Origin of the sequence: Nocardia acidivorans NBRC 108247, assembly GCF_001625085.1 — a bacterium.
GTDB classification, from domain to species: domain Bacteria; phylum Actinomycetota; class Actinomycetes; order Mycobacteriales; family Mycobacteriaceae; genus Nocardia; species Nocardia acidivorans.
Map to the genome: position 1 here is coordinate 159,926 of NZ_BDAW01000014.1, position 13,334 is coordinate 173,259.

At 65.0% G+C, this 13,334-nt stretch carries 24 protein-coding genes; 5 read left to right on the forward strand and 19 right to left on the reverse strand.

Going from position 1 to position 13,334, the window contains the following annotated elements:
• Window positions 1–108: 108 nt before the first annotated feature.
• Complete coding sequence (locus NA10_RS09020; RefSeq protein ID WP_157556258.1) at window positions 109–1,314, forward strand: NsdA family TPR-like regulatory protein; 1,206 nt, start codon at window positions 109–111, stop codon at window positions 1,312–1,314.
• A 41-nt stretch (window positions 1,315–1,355) separates the two neighbouring features.
• Complete coding sequence (locus NA10_RS09025; protein WP_245677104.1) at window positions 1,356–2,003, forward strand: RibD family protein; 648 nt, start codon at window positions 1,356–1,358, stop codon at window positions 2,001–2,003.
• Window positions 2,004–2,009: 6 nt separating this feature from the next.
• Here the strand turns inward: NA10_RS09025 and NA10_RS09030 are convergent, their stop codons facing one another.
• Together NA10_RS09030 and NA10_RS09035 are read right to left on the reverse strand one after the other, a co-directional pair.
• A complete protein-coding gene (locus tag NA10_RS09030; RefSeq protein WP_157556260.1) occupies window positions 2,010–2,261 on the reverse strand; it encodes a hypothetical protein in 252 nt (83 codons plus the stop codon).
• Window positions 2,262–2,323: 62 nt separating this feature from the next.
• On the reverse strand, window positions 2,324–2,512 hold the full coding sequence (locus NA10_RS09035; protein WP_067565854.1) for a hypothetical protein: 189 nt from the start codon (window positions 2,510–2,512) through the stop codon (window positions 2,324–2,326).
• 203 nt (window positions 2,513–2,715) lie between these two features.
• Between NA10_RS09035 and NA10_RS09040 the strand changes: the two genes are divergently transcribed.
• Together NA10_RS09040 and NA10_RS09045 are read left to right on the forward strand one after the other, a co-directional pair.
• Entirely contained in the window at window positions 2,716–3,093 is a 378-nt protein-coding gene (locus NA10_RS09040; protein ID WP_067565857.1) for a hypothetical protein, read from the forward strand.
• A gap of 89 nt (window positions 3,094–3,182) precedes the next feature.
• Window positions 3,183–3,500: a hypothetical protein gene (locus NA10_RS09045; protein WP_067565860.1), complete on the forward strand. Its 318-nt coding sequence runs from the start codon at window positions 3,183–3,185 to the stop codon at window positions 3,498–3,500.
• A gap of 45 nt (window positions 3,501–3,545) precedes the next feature.
• On the opposite strand, the gene NA10_RS09050 is transcribed toward NA10_RS09045, so the two are convergent.
• From NA10_RS09050 to NA10_RS09100, 12 genes are all read right to left on the reverse strand, one after another.
• Window positions 3,546–4,283, reverse strand: a complete 738-nt coding sequence (locus tag NA10_RS09050; protein ID WP_067565863.1) for a hypothetical protein — start codon at window positions 4,281–4,283, stop codon at window positions 3,546–3,548.
• Window positions 4,284–4,286: 3 nt separating this feature from the next.
• A complete protein-coding gene (locus tag NA10_RS09055) occupies window positions 4,287–4,733 on the reverse strand; it encodes a hypothetical protein (RefSeq protein ID WP_084514445.1) in 447 nt (148 codons plus the stop codon).
• An 11-nt stretch (window positions 4,734–4,744) separates the two neighbouring features.
• Entirely contained in the window at window positions 4,745–5,314 is a 570-nt protein-coding gene (locus NA10_RS09060; protein ID WP_067565869.1) for a hypothetical protein, read from the reverse strand.
• Window positions 5,311–5,865 (reverse strand): ParB N-terminal domain-containing protein, encoded by a 555-nt coding sequence (locus tag NA10_RS09065; RefSeq protein WP_067565872.1) that lies wholly within the window; start codon window positions 5,863–5,865, stop codon window positions 5,311–5,313. Before NA10_RS09065 ends, NA10_RS09060 begins: the two co-directional genes overlap by 4 nt.
• Window positions 5,862–6,941, reverse strand: a complete 1,080-nt coding sequence (locus tag NA10_RS09070) for a phosphoadenosine phosphosulfate reductase domain-containing protein (RefSeq protein ID WP_067565875.1) — start codon at window positions 6,939–6,941, stop codon at window positions 5,862–5,864. Before NA10_RS09070 ends, NA10_RS09065 begins: the two co-directional genes overlap by 4 nt.
• Window positions 6,941–7,519 carry a ParB N-terminal domain-containing protein gene (locus NA10_RS09075; protein WP_067565878.1) on the reverse strand — a complete coding sequence of 193 codons (579 nt, stop codon included), beginning with the start codon at window positions 7,517–7,519 and terminating at the stop codon, window positions 6,941–6,943. The genes NA10_RS09070 and NA10_RS09075 overlap by 1 nt, the downstream gene beginning before the upstream one ends.
• Window positions 7,516–8,040, reverse strand: a complete 525-nt coding sequence (locus NA10_RS38135; protein ID WP_218021487.1) for a DUF6378 domain-containing protein — start codon at window positions 8,038–8,040, stop codon at window positions 7,516–7,518. The genes NA10_RS09075 and NA10_RS38135 overlap by 4 nt, the downstream gene beginning before the upstream one ends.
• A gap of 57 nt (window positions 8,041–8,097) precedes the next feature.
• Window positions 8,098–8,268: a hypothetical protein gene (locus NA10_RS36535; protein ID WP_157556262.1), complete on the reverse strand. Its 171-nt coding sequence runs from the start codon at window positions 8,266–8,268 to the stop codon at window positions 8,098–8,100.
• Window positions 8,265–8,732 carry a RusA family crossover junction endodeoxyribonuclease gene (locus NA10_RS09085; protein ID WP_067565881.1) on the reverse strand — a complete coding sequence of 156 codons (468 nt, stop codon included), beginning with the start codon at window positions 8,730–8,732 and terminating at the stop codon, window positions 8,265–8,267. Before NA10_RS09085 ends, NA10_RS36535 begins: the two co-directional genes overlap by 4 nt.
• 42 nt (window positions 8,733–8,774) lie before the next feature.
• The gene (locus NA10_RS09090; RefSeq protein ID WP_067565884.1) at window positions 8,775–8,975 is read right to left on the reverse strand and encodes a hypothetical protein; all 201 of its coding nucleotides are present in this window, start codon (window positions 8,973–8,975) and stop codon (window positions 8,775–8,777) included.
• Window positions 8,972–9,574 (reverse strand): hypothetical protein, encoded by a 603-nt coding sequence (locus NA10_RS09095; RefSeq protein ID WP_157556264.1) that lies wholly within the window; start codon window positions 9,572–9,574, stop codon window positions 8,972–8,974. The genes NA10_RS09090 and NA10_RS09095 overlap by 4 nt, the downstream gene beginning before the upstream one ends.
• Before the next feature lie 148 nt (window positions 9,575–9,722).
• Complete coding sequence (locus tag NA10_RS09100) at window positions 9,723–10,562, reverse strand: PE-PPE domain-containing protein (protein WP_245677105.1); 840 nt, start codon at window positions 10,560–10,562, stop codon at window positions 9,723–9,725.
• Between the two features lie 29 nt (window positions 10,563–10,591).
• On the opposite strand from NA10_RS09100, the gene NA10_RS36540 reads away from it, so the two are divergent.
• Window positions 10,592–10,807, forward strand: coding sequence for a hypothetical protein (locus tag NA10_RS36540; RefSeq protein WP_157556266.1), 216 nt, complete (start codon window positions 10,592–10,594; stop codon window positions 10,805–10,807).
• Between the two features lie 11 nt (window positions 10,808–10,818).
• Here NA10_RS36540 and NA10_RS09105 read toward each other — a convergent pair whose 3' ends face one another.
• Genes NA10_RS09105 through NA10_RS09125 form a run of 5 tightly spaced genes read right to left on the reverse strand, consistent with a single transcriptional unit; the run spans window position 10,819 to window position 13,292 of the window.
• A complete protein-coding gene (locus NA10_RS09105; RefSeq protein ID WP_067565890.1) occupies window positions 10,819–11,958 on the reverse strand; it encodes a hypothetical protein in 1,140 nt (379 codons plus the stop codon).
• A 5-nt stretch (window positions 11,959–11,963) separates the two neighbouring features.
• Window positions 11,964–12,197: a hypothetical protein gene (locus NA10_RS09110; protein ID WP_067565893.1), complete on the reverse strand. Its 234-nt coding sequence runs from the start codon at window positions 12,195–12,197 to the stop codon at window positions 11,964–11,966.
• Window positions 12,198–12,204: 7 nt separating this feature from the next.
• On the reverse strand, window positions 12,205–12,594 hold the full coding sequence (locus tag NA10_RS09115; RefSeq protein ID WP_067565895.1) for a hypothetical protein: 390 nt from the start codon (window positions 12,592–12,594) through the stop codon (window positions 12,205–12,207).
• A gap of 60 nt (window positions 12,595–12,654) precedes the next feature.
• Window positions 12,655–12,975: a hypothetical protein gene (locus NA10_RS09120; RefSeq protein WP_067565898.1), complete on the reverse strand. Its 321-nt coding sequence runs from the start codon at window positions 12,973–12,975 to the stop codon at window positions 12,655–12,657.
• Entirely contained in the window at window positions 12,975–13,292 is a 318-nt protein-coding gene (locus tag NA10_RS09125) for a hypothetical protein (RefSeq protein ID WP_067565901.1), read from the reverse strand. Before NA10_RS09125 ends, NA10_RS09120 begins: the two co-directional genes overlap by 1 nt.
• Window positions 13,293–13,334 lie beyond the last annotated feature (42 nt).

Genomic DNA, 13,334 nt, shown 5'->3' on the forward strand with positions numbered 1-13,334 from the left:
ATGACGCAGGAGGCATTCGCACACCATGTTGGGGTCACAGTCGACGCCGTCAAGAAATGGGAACGTCGTGCCGCGACGATTCAACTCAGTGCCCGGTACGCACAACGGATGGACGAGAAGCTCGACGCGGCAGGACCTGTCGTCCTGCAACGCTTCTGGGAACTTCTTCACAATCCGGCCAACGTTCCCGCTGATTTCATCCCGATGGAATCACTCGTGGGAGGGGTTGCCGACGACTACATCGTTGTCTCGGCACGCACCCTCACCGGGGAAGTAGTCCTCGTGGCAGTTCCTCGGCGGCAGTTCCTTGCCGGAATTGGGGTGGGCGCGCTCGCGGCGACAACGGGGCCAGCTGGCGCTATCGGCAGCTCAGCCGCCAACGTGAACTATCGGGCGATGGCCAGCATGTTTGCAAATTCCTCGGTCGACCACAGAGCACACTTCGAAAAGCGCCGGATCTCGTTGATCGACTCCGACAATCTGTACGGGTCGGCGCAGACGCTGCCTCACCTCCTCGACGATCTCAACCTGCTGCAACAGCTGAATGCGGCGGGAGTGGGCAAGAAGCAGGAGATCCTGCGGATGATGGCGATGTACGCGGAGACAGCAGCCTGGGAGTTTCAAGATCAGCGTGATTTCGAGAATGCCCAGTACTGGTCAGATCGAGCCCTGCGCTGGTCGCACCAACTTGCCGATGACTACTACATCGGTCTCTCGTTGGCCCGCATGAGCCAGCTTGCGGGCGATCAAGGAGACGGAGGCGGCTCCATCGAGCTGGCCGACGCAGCGAAACGCAGTGCGCCGCAGGGCACCCTGTACATGGCGGCCATATTGACATTTCAGGCGCATGGGTTCGCGCTTGCTGGCGATCATCGGCGAAGTGACCGCGCGTACGACGAGGCTCGGGCGATGGCGACACAGGCGAACTCCGACCAGACGTGGGGAATGTTCGTCGACATCCCCTACGTTGATGCATTTCAGGCGTATAGCCATGCCGAGACCGGCCGATATGTCAGCGCCACAGACCAATTCGAGAGCGTGATGAGGCACATCCAACCTGGCTACCCGCGCGACAAGGGCGTCTGCATGGCCAGGGCAGCCGTCGCGTATATGGCGGCTGGCGCGATCGAGCCCGCCGCCGAACTCGGGCGCGCGGCGCTGGGGATCGGTCTCGGCACGGGGTCAGCGCGCATCCTGCATAAGGTCGAGCGCTTGTCCGGCATGATCGACCGTGCCAGTACTCAACCCGGCGTCGAAGAGTTCTTTGTCGAATATTCAACCTGGAAGGCCGAGAGTTGCCCAGACCGTACGTAGTGCTCTCCGTTGCAAGCAGTCTCGACGGATACATCGACGACATGACCCCCGACCGTCTCCTCCTGTCCAATGACGCGGACTTCGACCGTGTCGACAGGGTCCGCGCGGAGTCCGACGCCATCCTCATCGGAGCAGAGACCGTCCGCCGGGACAACCCTCGCTTGATGCTGCGCAGCGAAGAGCGACAGAAAGCCCGTGCAGCACAGGGAAAACCGACCAATCTGCTCAAGGTGACTGTGACCCGGTCCGGCAATATCGACCCTGCCGCCCGCATGTTTCATCACCACGTGGAAGCCGGACGTCCACTCGTCTACACGACAGTCGACGGCGGGAAGAAGATCGGCGACGATCTCCGCGAAGTCGCCGAGATCGTCGAGCTCGCCGACGACGAGCTCTTCTGGGAATCCCTTCTCGACGATCTGGGCAACCGGGGTGTTGGCCAGCTGATGATCGAGGGAGGCACACACATCCATACCGCGATCCTCGCAGCCGATCTCGCCGACGAGCTGCACTACGTGGTAGCCCCGCTGCTCGTCGGTCAGGCCGGCGCTCCTCGCTTCGTGAATCCGGCGTCCTTCCCTGGTGGTTCGCGCCGAAGGCTGGGATTCATCGACGCGATCACCCTCGGTGATGTCGTGGTCCTGCGCTATCGGCCCAAGAGCGTCAGCTCGGAGGGTACCGACCAATAGTGCGGGTCAGCGTGGCAGACGCATAGAGGCGATGGTCTGCGCTTCGTCGAAATAGGTTCGGGCTTCGGCGATGAGGGATTCCGCGGCCGCGTAGTCGCCGTAGTTCGCGAGCTGCTGCGCGGCGTCGAGGGTGTTGTCTGCGACCTCCAGTGCGGCGGTGTGCCGTTCGTCGAGCCGCTTGTGCCACTCGGCGATGCTGGTGGGTCGGGGGATGATCGGATTCGGCAGGCTGGGCAGGTGGGGGTTCAGAGAGGGCATCTGGGTTTCCTTCGTGGCGAGGGAGTTTGGCTGCGGGTGGTCGGGCTGAGCTCGGCCGGGCTTCATCGGCGAGGCTCGTAGAGGCGGTCGATGCAGTCGTCGCAGCGGATGTTCGTCTTCGACATGCGGTAGTCGCCGCGCAGGAACGCCTGACCGCTGGCCCAGTCCAGAGGGACGTAGTTGGTGGGGCTGTCGCAGTCGACGCAGATGGATCGGGCGATGGTGTTGTGGGTGCGGTCGATGACGATCATTTGGGTTCCCTTCGGGTTGCGGGGTGGCGGCCCCGGTGATGCACAACAGTGTTGCATACGTCGTATGTACGCCACAAGCAGGCGCTATGTCGTGAGGCAACGGTCACATCGGCCCTTTTGGCTTGATTCGTACATACCTCGTATGTAAGTATCTAGCCATCGAACCACCCGGGGCCGCCACCCCAAATCGAAAGGGACCAAACATGATTCACAACAGCACCGCCACCGTCATCGAGATGGTTGCCACCCCCGAGCACAAGGCATACGGAAACCCCGGCCACATGCACGAGAGTGTCGTAGAGCTGCGCGGCAACTTCCGCCACCAGGGCCGCAACAGCCGATACCTCGTCATATACCTCGACGACGAAGCCGTCACCCGCCGCGAACACGGCGGCCCCATGGTCAAGGGCGAATACGCGTACATGTTGGCGCTGCCCACCGTGATCTCGAACCGGCCCGCGCCCGTCGTCCGCGTCATCGACGTGAAGGACGGCGACGAGATCAGCATCCTCGGCCGCGTGTTCCGCATCCAGGATGACCGGCGCGGGTACGACCCCCGCCTGATCCGCGTCGAGAACTAAGACCCGCCAGGGGGTGCCCAGCGCCCCCAACCGGCCGCCGGGGCAGCCGCCAAGGCCCCGGCGCTCCGACCGAAAGGAACCAGCCTCCAATGAAATTCACTCCCGAGCTCAAGGCCGCGGTCGTCGACATCGTTGATGTGTTCGACAACGGAGAGATGGCCCACGATCTCGGAAAGACGTTCTCCTGCTGGGAAATCGAATGCATCGCACAGCTCCTGCGGGCGGCCTACCACGACGAGGTAGCCGACTACTGGGTTCACCGCCACGCCCTCGACGACGATTGCGGCGACAGCCATTGCTTGTGTGGTGAGTGCCCCGAGGACGAAGAAGTGATCGAGGTGAAGCCGCCTACGCCCTCGATTGCCAGTACCTGGCGACGGTGGATCGCAGCGATGCGCCGCAGGTAGCCCGAAAAGACGCCCCGGACCGATTGGTCCGGGGCGTTCTGCTGCCTACGCGGCGAGCCGTGCCCGCTTCGGTCGCGCCGGGGCGCGGTGCAGCGCTAGGACATCGCCGAGGCGGAACGTGGTGCCACGTTCCTCCACGCAGCCGATCACCCTGCCTCGTTCGTGCCACTTCCGGATGGTCGCTGCCTTCACCGGCTCACCGCCGAAGTGCGGGAGCATCCGCGCGAGCTCGGCGGCCGTGCCCGACACCTGCTGGGCTTCCTGCCACATCCAGGCGCGATGCTCGGCCGCCTGATGCTCGCCCCCGCACGCCCGGCATTCGATCGCGCGCAGGTGCCCAGGCGCGGACACAGGCTTGCCGCAATCGAAGCAGTAGCCCGAGAACGCCAGGCCGGCGGGAGCGTCCACCACGCCCCAGGCTTTCGTAATCTCGCGCAGTACCGAGCGGATCCAGAATTCTGCGCCGCGCCCGCGGCTGGTGTGCGGCAGCTGGTCGAAGATGGCGAGTGCAGCGGCGCCAGGACTGAGCGCGCGAGGGGCGTACGGCACCGGCGCTGCGGCGTAGCGCAGTGTGCGCAGCAGAGCGCGGCGCTGATCACTCGCTCGGTCGTTGAGGATTAGCGGCCGGTCATGCCCGCTGCCTGGCGAACCCTCCTCGCGCGGGCGGGTGACATCGGTCTTCGTGATCGTCACGTCCAGCTGTGCGAACAGCTCGGGAATGCGCCGCAGATCGCGCACGAAGGTGGTGAGGAGGGCGTCGGGTACGGCAGACAGCGGGATCACCTCTCAGAACAGCTGGTCGACTGGGGAATTCGGGTGCGCGAAGCGGATCGGGGCAAGGGCGTCGAGGTAGGTCGCGCGCCGTTCGGGATTGGCTTTGCGGCCGGGCCAGCGGTCGGAATGGCCGACCAGGTAGCCCTTCTTGATGGCGTAGAAGCCGCCGCGCTGGGTCTGGGGGTCGGGTCGGTGCCCGGCGCGAATCCAGGCGGTGTACTGCTCCCACAGGTCTGGCTGTCGAAACCGCATGTGCAAGATCAGATGGCAGGTAATGCACAGCGGCACATAGGTTTCAGGCCGCGAGTAGTCCTCCAAATGGCCGTGGATAGCGCCGTCGGCCTGCGCACACACCACGCACTCCGACGGCGGTTCCCACAGGCCGGATGCCCACATGGCATTCAGTTCGTCCTGCACGCGTTGGCGGTATGCGCCGTCGAACCCGTTGTAGGTGGACATCCCCATGGTGACTACTCCTTCAGCGTCAGATACACGCGATGCTTTCCATCGAAAGTGGTTGGCTTCCAATACTTTTGAAGCCCCGCAACTTCATCGCTAACTGAGCGTAGCCTGTGTTTCGCATCCTGCCGAGGGGCACGGCCCTCCAGGAACAGATGTCGCACACCGGCATTGGCCAGCGTCTCCCCGAGCAGTTCCGGGGACACCCCGGCGTCGTCCAGCTCTGGCAGCACGCGCCGCGCCGCAACGATCGTGATCCCCGCACCGGCGAGGAACTCGCCGAACTCCGGCATTTGTCCGGGCGTGAGCATCCAATGCCGTACCGGCACACCAGGGCCGTAGGTTCCCGCGCCACGCCCGACCACGATCGAGTTCGCGTCGGCCTCGACCGCGTGCACCACGAACCGTGCGTGCTTCAGCCGTCGCGCCAGCAGACCCGTGGACGAACCGAGATCCAGGGCAGCGCCATCGCCCGGCGACACCTCCGAACGGATCAGGTTGTAGATATCGTCGTGGATCTTCGGGAACCTGCCCGTGCGCTGCCAGTCGTACAAGTGCTCGGCGGAGTCGAATCGGCTCATGCCGCAGCGTCCTTCGGGTACCAGGCCGGAGAGTAGCCCCACTCGGCGATCTTCCGGGCGGAGAACACGCCATCCTGGGCGAGCAGGTCGACTTCCGCGCGAGTGCCGCCGATCTCGGCCGCGATATGGTCCGGGTCCATGTGGTGTGCGTCCAGCAACTCGCGCACGATGGCCGACATCTCGACCGCCGCGTGAGAGCCCTTGGCCCGGTTGATGCGGATCGTCATCAGCATTGCCGTCGGCTTGTCGACATCCAGGACTGCGACCGGCACGCGGCCCTTCCAGCGTTGGCGTACAGCCTTGGAGTCCTGGGACAGCCGCCAGCGGTGGAACCCGTCGATGATGATGCGGTCAGGATTCACCATGAGCGGCTGAAGCCAGCCGGTCGACAGTAGCGACCGCTCCAACAGGCGCAGCTCGGGCTTGTGAACCCTGTTCGGGTTCCACACATTCGGGTCCAACGTGTCGGCGGGCACCCACTGGATATGGTCGATCGGGTTCGCGCCGCCCGGCGTCGGGGCCAGGCGCGGCAGTCCTTCGGTGTTGCTCACTTGGCGGCTCGCTTCTTCTGATCGGCCTGGGTCATCGGGGTGATGGTCCGCTTGTAGGCCCCGGCCATGAATTGCTTGAGGACGTGATCGGGCGGGTAAGCGGCCGGGTTCCGGGCGGCCGTTCCTCGGATCCGCTTGAGCACCGACAGCGCCTTTTTCTGCTGGGCCTCGTCGGTGATCGTCTCCTCGACGTACGCCTGGACGCCGTCGAGCGATTGCCCGTACCGAGTCATGAGCGCACCTCGGTCCAGCTCGGCGTAATAGCGTTCCTGCACTGCCATTTCCGGCACGAGCGAGATCACCTGCTCGTAGAAGGTCGGCGCATACGCGCGCAGGCGGCCGAACGTCTTCGCGGACTCGGCGTGCAGCGGTGTCGAAACGCGAAGGGGCGTACCGGAAAGCACCTGCGAGTCGTAGATGGGGCAGTACAGGATGCCCTGCTCGTAGAAGTACCGGAAGATATCGTTCTCTTGCCAGTCGAACAACGGCTTCACGGTCATCACGCGCGGATCTTTGCTCGCGTTGATGTAGTTGTCGTGCAGCTTCGCCTTGAGCGCGTTGAACCGCATGATGGACTCCGCGGCTCGCACCCCGGTCACGATGGCGACCTTGCCCTTTTCACCGCGCGAGACAACGGTGTCGGCGGTGTACTGATCCAGCACCAGATCGGCAGGCAGGCCCAGCTTCTCGGGGGTGAGCGCCCACTCCGGCACCGGCCGCATATGCTCACGTGCCGGGTCCCACTGCACGTACCGGGTGGACTGGCCGAGGATGTACTTCGTCGATTCCAGCGGGACGCAGTACCAACGCAGGTCGATCCAATCAAGCTGCCGGTACTTGTCGACGAAATCGACGACCTGATCGGGAATCAGTTCCTCGTCACGGAACACGACCTTGATCGGCCGGGTATCGCCGCGCTCGACGGCGACTTCGCGCACCAGGTGCAGGGCGGCGAGGGAGTCCTTGCCGCCGGAGAACGCGACCATGACCGTGTCGAAGAGGTCGTAGACGCGGTGCATCCGCTTCTTGGCCTCCTCGTACACGTTGGCGTCGATGAAGCCCTTGACGCGCGCCATCAGGCCGCCCGCTCGCCCGCTGTGGCTTCCAGGTACTCAGTCAGCCGCTCGGCGACCGTGTCCTTGTCCGAGTAGGTGCGCTTGAGCCACTTCGTGAACTCGAACCACACGTCCTGCTGCTGTTCGTCGTCGAAGATCAGGTTGTAGGAGATGACCGGATCGCCGAGGCCGGGCTTGTCGTCGGGCAGCTCGACATCGTCAGGCTGGATCTGGTCCATCAGCGCAGTGAGTTCGTCGTCGGAGTAGCCCGTGCCCTCCAGGTCCGTCACCTCCTGCAGAAGGTCGGCCAGGGCGACGAGGTCGTAGTGGCCCTTGTCCGCGAGCCGGTTGTCCGCCAGCACGATTCGCTTCGCGCGGTCGTCGTCCACATCGACCCAGTGCACGTCGATCTTGTCCCAGCCCAACGAGATTGCAGCTTGCATGGTGTGGTTGCCTGCAAGCACGTAACCGGTGGCCTTCTGCACGACGATCGGCCGGAACTGGCCGTTCGCCTTCAGGCTCTCGGCGATGGCCGGGACGTCGCCTCGGCGCGGGTTCCCTGGGAACGGGGTCAGCTTGGAGATGGTTACCTGGGTCATTCGGAGATCCGTTCGGCCAGAGCGGCGTAACCGCAGATGTCGGTGTAGTCGTCCCGGTGGTAGGCGCGCTTGGAACGCGAAACCTTCAGCAGGACCATGAGATTGGCGACGTCGCGGGCGTAGATGACGTGGCCCAGGTACGCGGACCACAGGCCGGCGATTCGCTCGAACGATTCGGCGGGGTCGCCGTAGTTATCCATGCGGTCACCGTCGATGATGGCGGCGGCCTCGTGCAGGATCGTCGGCGCAGGAGGGGCCGGTTCCGGTGCGGGGGTAGAGAATTTCGCGCGGGCGGCCCAGTCGGAGGCGAACTCGTCGAACTCCGCTTCGTCCTCGGGTTCGGCAGCGGTGCCAGGAATCGGGGCTGCGTCGGGCGGCGGCTGCTGGTTGGCGGTGGCGAACCGCTCGGCCTCGGTGGGCAGGAGCGGATTCGAGCCAGCGGCAACTGCCTCGGTGTCGATTGGGAGCGCTTCGCCGTCAGGGAAGCGGCCGAGCGCTTCCTCCAGCTTGGCGCGCAGCATCTCCTTGGTCACTCCGACCATCTGCGGGGGCACAGTGAATCTCCTTCGGGTGCAGGGTTACGAGCATTCGCAGTCGTCGTCGTGGACGGCTTCGTCTTCGTCGTCGTAGGGCGGTTCGCGCCAGGCCTGTGTCCACGCGGCGGCGGCGATATCGGCGGGGTCGAATCCGCGGTGAAGTTCGATGCGCAGTTCGATGCCGAACGGCAGGTGCAGGGCGAGGCGGATCACGAGACGCCCGCCAGCTCGGCCGGGTAACGCCAGGACAGTTCGAGCCACATCGAGCCCGGCTCGCCTTTGACTGCGGGGTGAATGATGGGTTCAGGCTTGGCCATCCAGCGGGGTGCGTCGTCCGCGACCATGCCATAGCCGATCTGCGCGGGTATAGGGCGTTTCGTGCGCGGCGAGATGCGGGCGGCCTTGCCGACGGTGAGGGCGTCGCAGATCGGTTTGAGCGTCGCCCAGAGGTTGTCGGTGTCGCGCACCCGGTTGTCTCTTGGCTGGTAGTGGAGTTGGACCGTGACGTGCTCAACTCCCTTGGGGAGCCACGCGAGCGTGGCCAGGTGGCATACGTCTTCGCGGATCTGTTTGCGTGCACTGGCTTTCGCGAATGCGGCACCACGGGACGCGCCGGAGTCGTTCATCGACAGTGGCGGTTTGGTGTAGGGCAGCGGAAGGATGGCGGTGTTGTTCATCGGTTGGTTCCTCACAGGTGTCGATGGCGGTCGACGGGTGGTTCAGAGTTCGACGGTGACTTCGGTGTCCGGAGGCAGAGTGAGGGGGCGCTCTCCGGAGAATCCGGTGGTCACGTAGGCGACGACGTGGCTCGGCTTGCGTTCGAGGCCAGTGATTTTGACGCGGTGGGCGCGGCCTCTGTCGCGATAAATGAGGGCTTTGCCGACATCGTGTCTGTTGAGCGATCCGAATTGTCTTGTCATGCAGCCTTCCTGGCTCGGCGGTACTTGGTCTGGCAGCCGAGGCAGCGGCCGTCGGAGTGGTAGCGGGCGTGCCCGTCCGGGACCGGCTCGGTTCGGCCCACGAGCGGGCGGGCGCAGTCGGCGCAGTGGGAGGGGCGCAGTTGGTAGACCTTGGCGAGTTGGCCGCTACGACCGGTCGCGGAGTAGCACCCCTTACACAGTCCGCGAGCGGCAAGCCGGGCTTCGTTGATACCCAAAGGTTCTCCGCCGTAGACCAGGCGACGTTCGCATCCGGCGCATACGGGGATGCGGTCTTCGGGGCGACCGTAGCGGTTGATCACTTCGCGCAGTGCGAGGGCGGTGTCGTTGTCGCCTCGGCAGATGATTCCGGCGGCGATGACACCGTCAGCGGGGAGCGTGATATCTGGCTCGGTGGCGAGTTGTCCGGCTCCGAGCGCAGTGCGGGCGCAGCTGACAAACCTGCTGATGGGACAGGATGTTTCGCAGAGAGCAACGGCATCAATGGTCTCGGCGTAGAGGTGCCAGTCAGAGGCGTCGCCGGGCTGGAGGAACCGGGGGTCGAGTTGGCATGGTGCGTGCTCGTCCCTCGCGCCGTTCATGCCCCGATCCTCGACCACTGCGCATCTACTACGCAACAGCACTGCGCACCCGGAGCGTGTTGCGCACCTCGCCGCGAGCGACGTTTTGGCCGCTCAGTCCCCGAATCGAGGACCTGTGCGCAACACGCTGGTAAACCAGACTCCCGACTCAGAGACGGACGTTCGCCTCAATCAGCGAGGCCAACACCTCACAGCCAGTGCCTGAGCCGGGAGACAGGTACGCCTCGACCCCGTAGGAAGTGTGTTCACCACCGGCATCGTTCAGGACCGGCACCTGCGGCAGGTAGGCGAACGCTTCAGCCAGAGCGGTGTCCACGCGCCGCCTTGCACGCCAGACATCGACCAGATTCAGCGGATTCTTTGCGCCCCAACTGTTTTGCCAACTGCTTCGGAGCAAACGGTCAATTACCGCCCGTGCCCAGCCGATCGAATCGGTTGCCGTCATGAACTCGGTCAGATCGGCGATATCGCGCAGCAGCGAGTCCGGGGAGGCATTCGGGATCGGGTCACGATCGTTGGCGATCCACCAAGCCGGTACGGGTACGTCGCCGCCCTTGCCTGCGATGCCCCACCCGGACTGCTGCGGCTTGCCGTAGGCCGCGCCCGGCGGCATCTGCGGGTCCGCAACAAATCCCGCCGCGACGATGCCCAGGCTTTCGGCCGCGCCTGGGGTGGAAAGGAATTCGCGCACCACCGTGCAGCCTTGCGAGTAGCCGAGCAGCACTATAGGGCCGATCGTTCCGGCGGCGGCCTGTGCGAGGTTGCGAACTCCCGCGCGCACCGAGTCATGGAACGAGGTGCCGCCCGCCCCGTTGCCTACGGGGCCATATTCGGCGGGGTAGCCGACCCAGCGGGATGTGAAGCGGCGGGACAGGTGGCCGGTGACTCCGGCGAGCATCCCGGATACGTCGGTGCGGGTGTCGCCGGGGTAGGACTCTCCGGTGCCGCCGACGACGAGCACGGTGAACTCAGACAATCGAATCTCCAAGGGGTGCAGAATGAGGCAAGGAGGCCTCGATGAGCGAAGTGGTGGATTGTCGTCACTGCGGCGGAACCGGCATATGCGGCAGAGCGCAGCAGCAGCTCGATGACTGGCGCGTCGGCGAGTACGGCAAGCGGTACCGCTACCGATGCGATGTGTGCGGAACGGGCCTGGAAGGGAACACCAGTGGTCGCGACGCAACGGTTCCGACATGTTCCGTGTGTCGTGGCGTGGGATCGGTCCGGCTCTGAGAACCGCAGGTCTACACCAGAGAGAGTTCCGAGACGTCGCCCGCATGAGTGAGGTATACGAGCGCGCCACGTCGCGCTTCCGCTCCGTGCATCTCGCGGTAGTAGTTCGAGCCGCCGTCCAGCGTTGAGGACTGGATGCGCGCCCGCTTGTCGGTCGTCTCCAGTTCCCACGTGTGATAGTGGCCGTGCACCAGGACGTCAGCGGCGCCAGGATTCTGGCCGTGGAACGTCTGGGCGGCCCACCAATCCATGGCCTTACCCCGCCGCCACTGGTGCCCGTGCGCGATCGTGAAGACGGTGTCACCGGCTGCGACGGTCATGTACCCGCGCTCGGGGTCGGGGGTACGGATCTCGACGTGCGCGAACGCATCCGGGTTCCGGGCCAGGCCCTTGCTCACACTGTTCGCGGCATGGGTGGCCCACCCGTCGCCGGGGCGCGTCGTCTGGAAGCGTTGCGCCTCATCATGGTTGCCGTTCACCACATCCACGAGCACCTGTTCGGTGTCGTCGGAGAATGCCTCGATCGTGGTGTACAGCAGTTGCTCGAACACGGCGATCTGATCGGTGAGCGTGAGATCGGTGCGCCACCAGTTGCGGCCGTTCTGGGACTGGTTTCCCTCGACGCAGTCACCGGGGAACATCAGGTGCACGGGGCCAACGGAATTGAGGCGACGCAGCTGCCGGTACTTCTCGACCGCATGGTCCAGCGAGCCGAGGTATCGGGTGACGATGCCGTCGGTTCCGCCGTTGTCCGACTTGCCGATCTGGAGATCCGATGCCTGGAAGTTGAATACGGCCGGGCCACCACCGACGGCAGGGCGGCGGGTTCCAGGGTGGTCGACGATCTGTGCAATCAGCCGATCCGCGGTGACTCCGCCCGGCCGCTCGGCCACAACGTAGAAGCGATCAGCCTGGAGCCATTCGCCCGCGAAGTTCTGCCAGCGCGAGATCCGCACGGGACGATCAGGATCGAGGCGCACACCTTGACAGGACAGGCCGTGCTTCTCCAGCAGCTCGTCAAAGGCGACTGTCTCAGCGGCGGGGTGCGGGTCGGAGTCGATGAAGCCGGTTCGGCCGTCGAACTCGATGCGCGGCTTGTACTGCTGCTCTTTGGCGGCCGGTTGGGCGGCGAGTTCGGCGGCGATTCCCATCCGGCTCAATCCTTTCGGGGGCAAATGCAGTTGCCGACGGTGTGGGCGTAGAACATGGAGGAGCTGGCGGTGTAGCCGTGGTTCCGGGCAACACGCAGCAGCGCGGACTTGGCGCGGCCGTCGGCGAGCCACGCGAGGGCGTCGGCGCGGTCGGCGTCCGGGAGCGAGTCGAACCAGCGGCCGGAGACGCATGGACCCTTGGGTTCGGCGTCGGCGGCCAGCTCGGACAGGAGGCCCATGTCCGGCCTACTTGGGTTCGGAGAGAACGGCGAACGGACCCTGTGCGGCCAGGTCCAGGCTGTCTAGCGCGACCTCGCTGCCGGTGGTCCACCACCAGCCATCCACCTTGTGCCAGACCGTCTCGAATGGGATGGACCGGAGAACGATGTCGTTGCGGCGGCCGTCGAGCCATGCGGCGGAGAATGCGGGGTGCGCGGCGAACACTGCCGGGCCCTCTGGGATGGGCGCGGGTTCGGGTTCGTCGACGAGTTCGAATGTCGCGGCGAAGTTGGTCAGTGCGTCGAGCGCTCGGGACAGAGCGAGTAGCCGCCCTTGACCGTGGACGGTGGGGTCGACGACAGCGTCGGCGATCCCTTCCAAGACGGATTCGATTGCATCGACAGCGAAGTCGGACACAGGCAGGTGTCTCCTCATCAGGTGGTGTTGGTTCTTTCGGGTGCGGTTGGCGGACCGCAGTTAGTCGGCGATGACGTCGTACGTGGCGGCGACGGCGTCTGCCGAGACGGGACCAAATTCTCCCGATGTTCCTTGGAGCACCCAATCCCCCGATTTGAGCGGAAGCCATTGCGCGAGAGTTGAATTCCACACTTCGGCGATGACGGTCGGGTCCTGATAGATGGCGGGGTACGCCTGGTCTCCGGGGTAGGCGCGTGTGCAGGCAGTGTTGCCGTATGCCTTGCGGCCCAACAGTTCTGCGTTGATCTCGTGCAGGTTGTCCCCGGTGAATTGGATTGCCTTGACGCGGACCGGCTTGGTTTGGAGGGCGACGGCGGGCATCAGGCGGTTACCTCGATCAGTCGGGCGTCGGCGGGGGCGTCCACGGTGATCGTGGCGGAAAGCTCGCCGTTCGCTGCGCCGAGCGTGATCGGCCATGCCGGTACGGGGTTGGCTCCGCTGACGGGGCCTAGTGCGATGTTCCAGCAGCCGGTGTCGTCGTCGTCTCCGAGGCAGACGCGGAGCTGTCCGGCTGTCGAGACGATGTGGAACTGTGCGCCGTTGTAGGCGTCGTACGTCTCGGTGAGGCTGGCGAATTCGTCGTTGGTTTCGACGAATGCGACATCGTCGTCTTGTCCGTAGAACGTGTAGCGGGGCACGGCATAGACGTTATGGGGCGGTTGGGTGGGTTGCAGAGTTGG

Excerpts from the sequence above, each read along its gene's own strand:
- NA10_RS09020 (WP_157556258.1), top strand. The coding sequence starts at position 109 with ATGGACGAGAAGCTCGACGCGGCAGGACCTGTCGTCCTGCAACGCTTC.
- NA10_RS09025 (WP_245677104.1), top strand. The coding sequence starts at position 1,356 with ATGACCCCCGACCGTCTCCTCCTGTCCAATGACGCGGACTTCGACCGT.
- NA10_RS09030 (WP_157556260.1), bottom strand. The coding sequence starts at position 2,261 with ATGCCCTCTCTGAACCCCCACCTGCCCAGCCTGCCGAATCCGATCATC.
- NA10_RS09035 (WP_067565854.1), bottom strand. The coding sequence starts at position 2,512 with ATGATCGTCATCGACCGCACCCACAACACCATCGCCCGATCCATCTGC.
- NA10_RS09040 (WP_067565857.1), top strand. The coding sequence starts at position 2,716 with ATGATTCACAACAGCACCGCCACCGTCATCGAGATGGTTGCCACCCCC.
- NA10_RS09045 (WP_067565860.1), top strand. The coding sequence starts at position 3,183 with ATGAAATTCACTCCCGAGCTCAAGGCCGCGGTCGTCGACATCGTTGAT.
- NA10_RS09055 (WP_084514445.1), bottom strand. The coding sequence starts at position 4,733 with ATGTCCACCTACAACGGGTTCGACGGCGCATACCGCCAACGCGTGCAG.
- NA10_RS09060 (WP_067565869.1), bottom strand. The coding sequence starts at position 5,314 with ATGAGCCGATTCGACTCCGCCGAGCACTTGTACGACTGGCAGCGCACG.
- NA10_RS09070 (WP_067565875.1), bottom strand. The coding sequence starts at position 6,941 with ATGGCGCGCGTCAAGGGCTTCATCGACGCCAACGTGTACGAGGAGGCC.
- NA10_RS09075 (WP_067565878.1), bottom strand. The coding sequence starts at position 7,519 with ATGACCCAGGTAACCATCTCCAAGCTGACCCCGTTCCCAGGGAACCCG.
- NA10_RS38135 (WP_218021487.1), bottom strand. The coding sequence starts at position 8,040 with ATGCTGCGCGCCAAGCTGGAGGAAGCGCTCGGCCGCTTCCCTGACGGC.
- NA10_RS09085 (WP_067565881.1), bottom strand. The coding sequence starts at position 8,732 with ATGAACAACACCGCCATCCTTCCGCTGCCCTACACCAAACCGCCACTG.
- NA10_RS09090 (WP_067565884.1), bottom strand. The coding sequence starts at position 8,975 with ATGACAAGACAATTCGGATCGCTCAACAGACACGATGTCGGCAAAGCC.
- NA10_RS09095 (WP_157556264.1), bottom strand. The coding sequence starts at position 9,574 with ATGAACGGCGCGAGGGACGAGCACGCACCATGCCAACTCGACCCCCGG.
- NA10_RS36540 (WP_157556266.1), top strand. The coding sequence starts at position 10,592 with ATGAGCGAAGTGGTGGATTGTCGTCACTGCGGCGGAACCGGCATATGC.
- NA10_RS09105 (WP_067565890.1), bottom strand. The coding sequence starts at position 11,958 with ATGGGAATCGCCGCCGAACTCGCCGCCCAACCGGCCGCCAAAGAGCAG.
- NA10_RS09110 (WP_067565893.1), bottom strand. The coding sequence starts at position 12,197 with ATGGGCCTCCTGTCCGAGCTGGCCGCCGACGCCGAACCCAAGGGTCCA.
- NA10_RS09120 (WP_067565898.1), bottom strand. The coding sequence starts at position 12,975 with ATGCCCGCCGTCGCCCTCCAAACCAAGCCGGTCCGCGTCAAGGCAATC.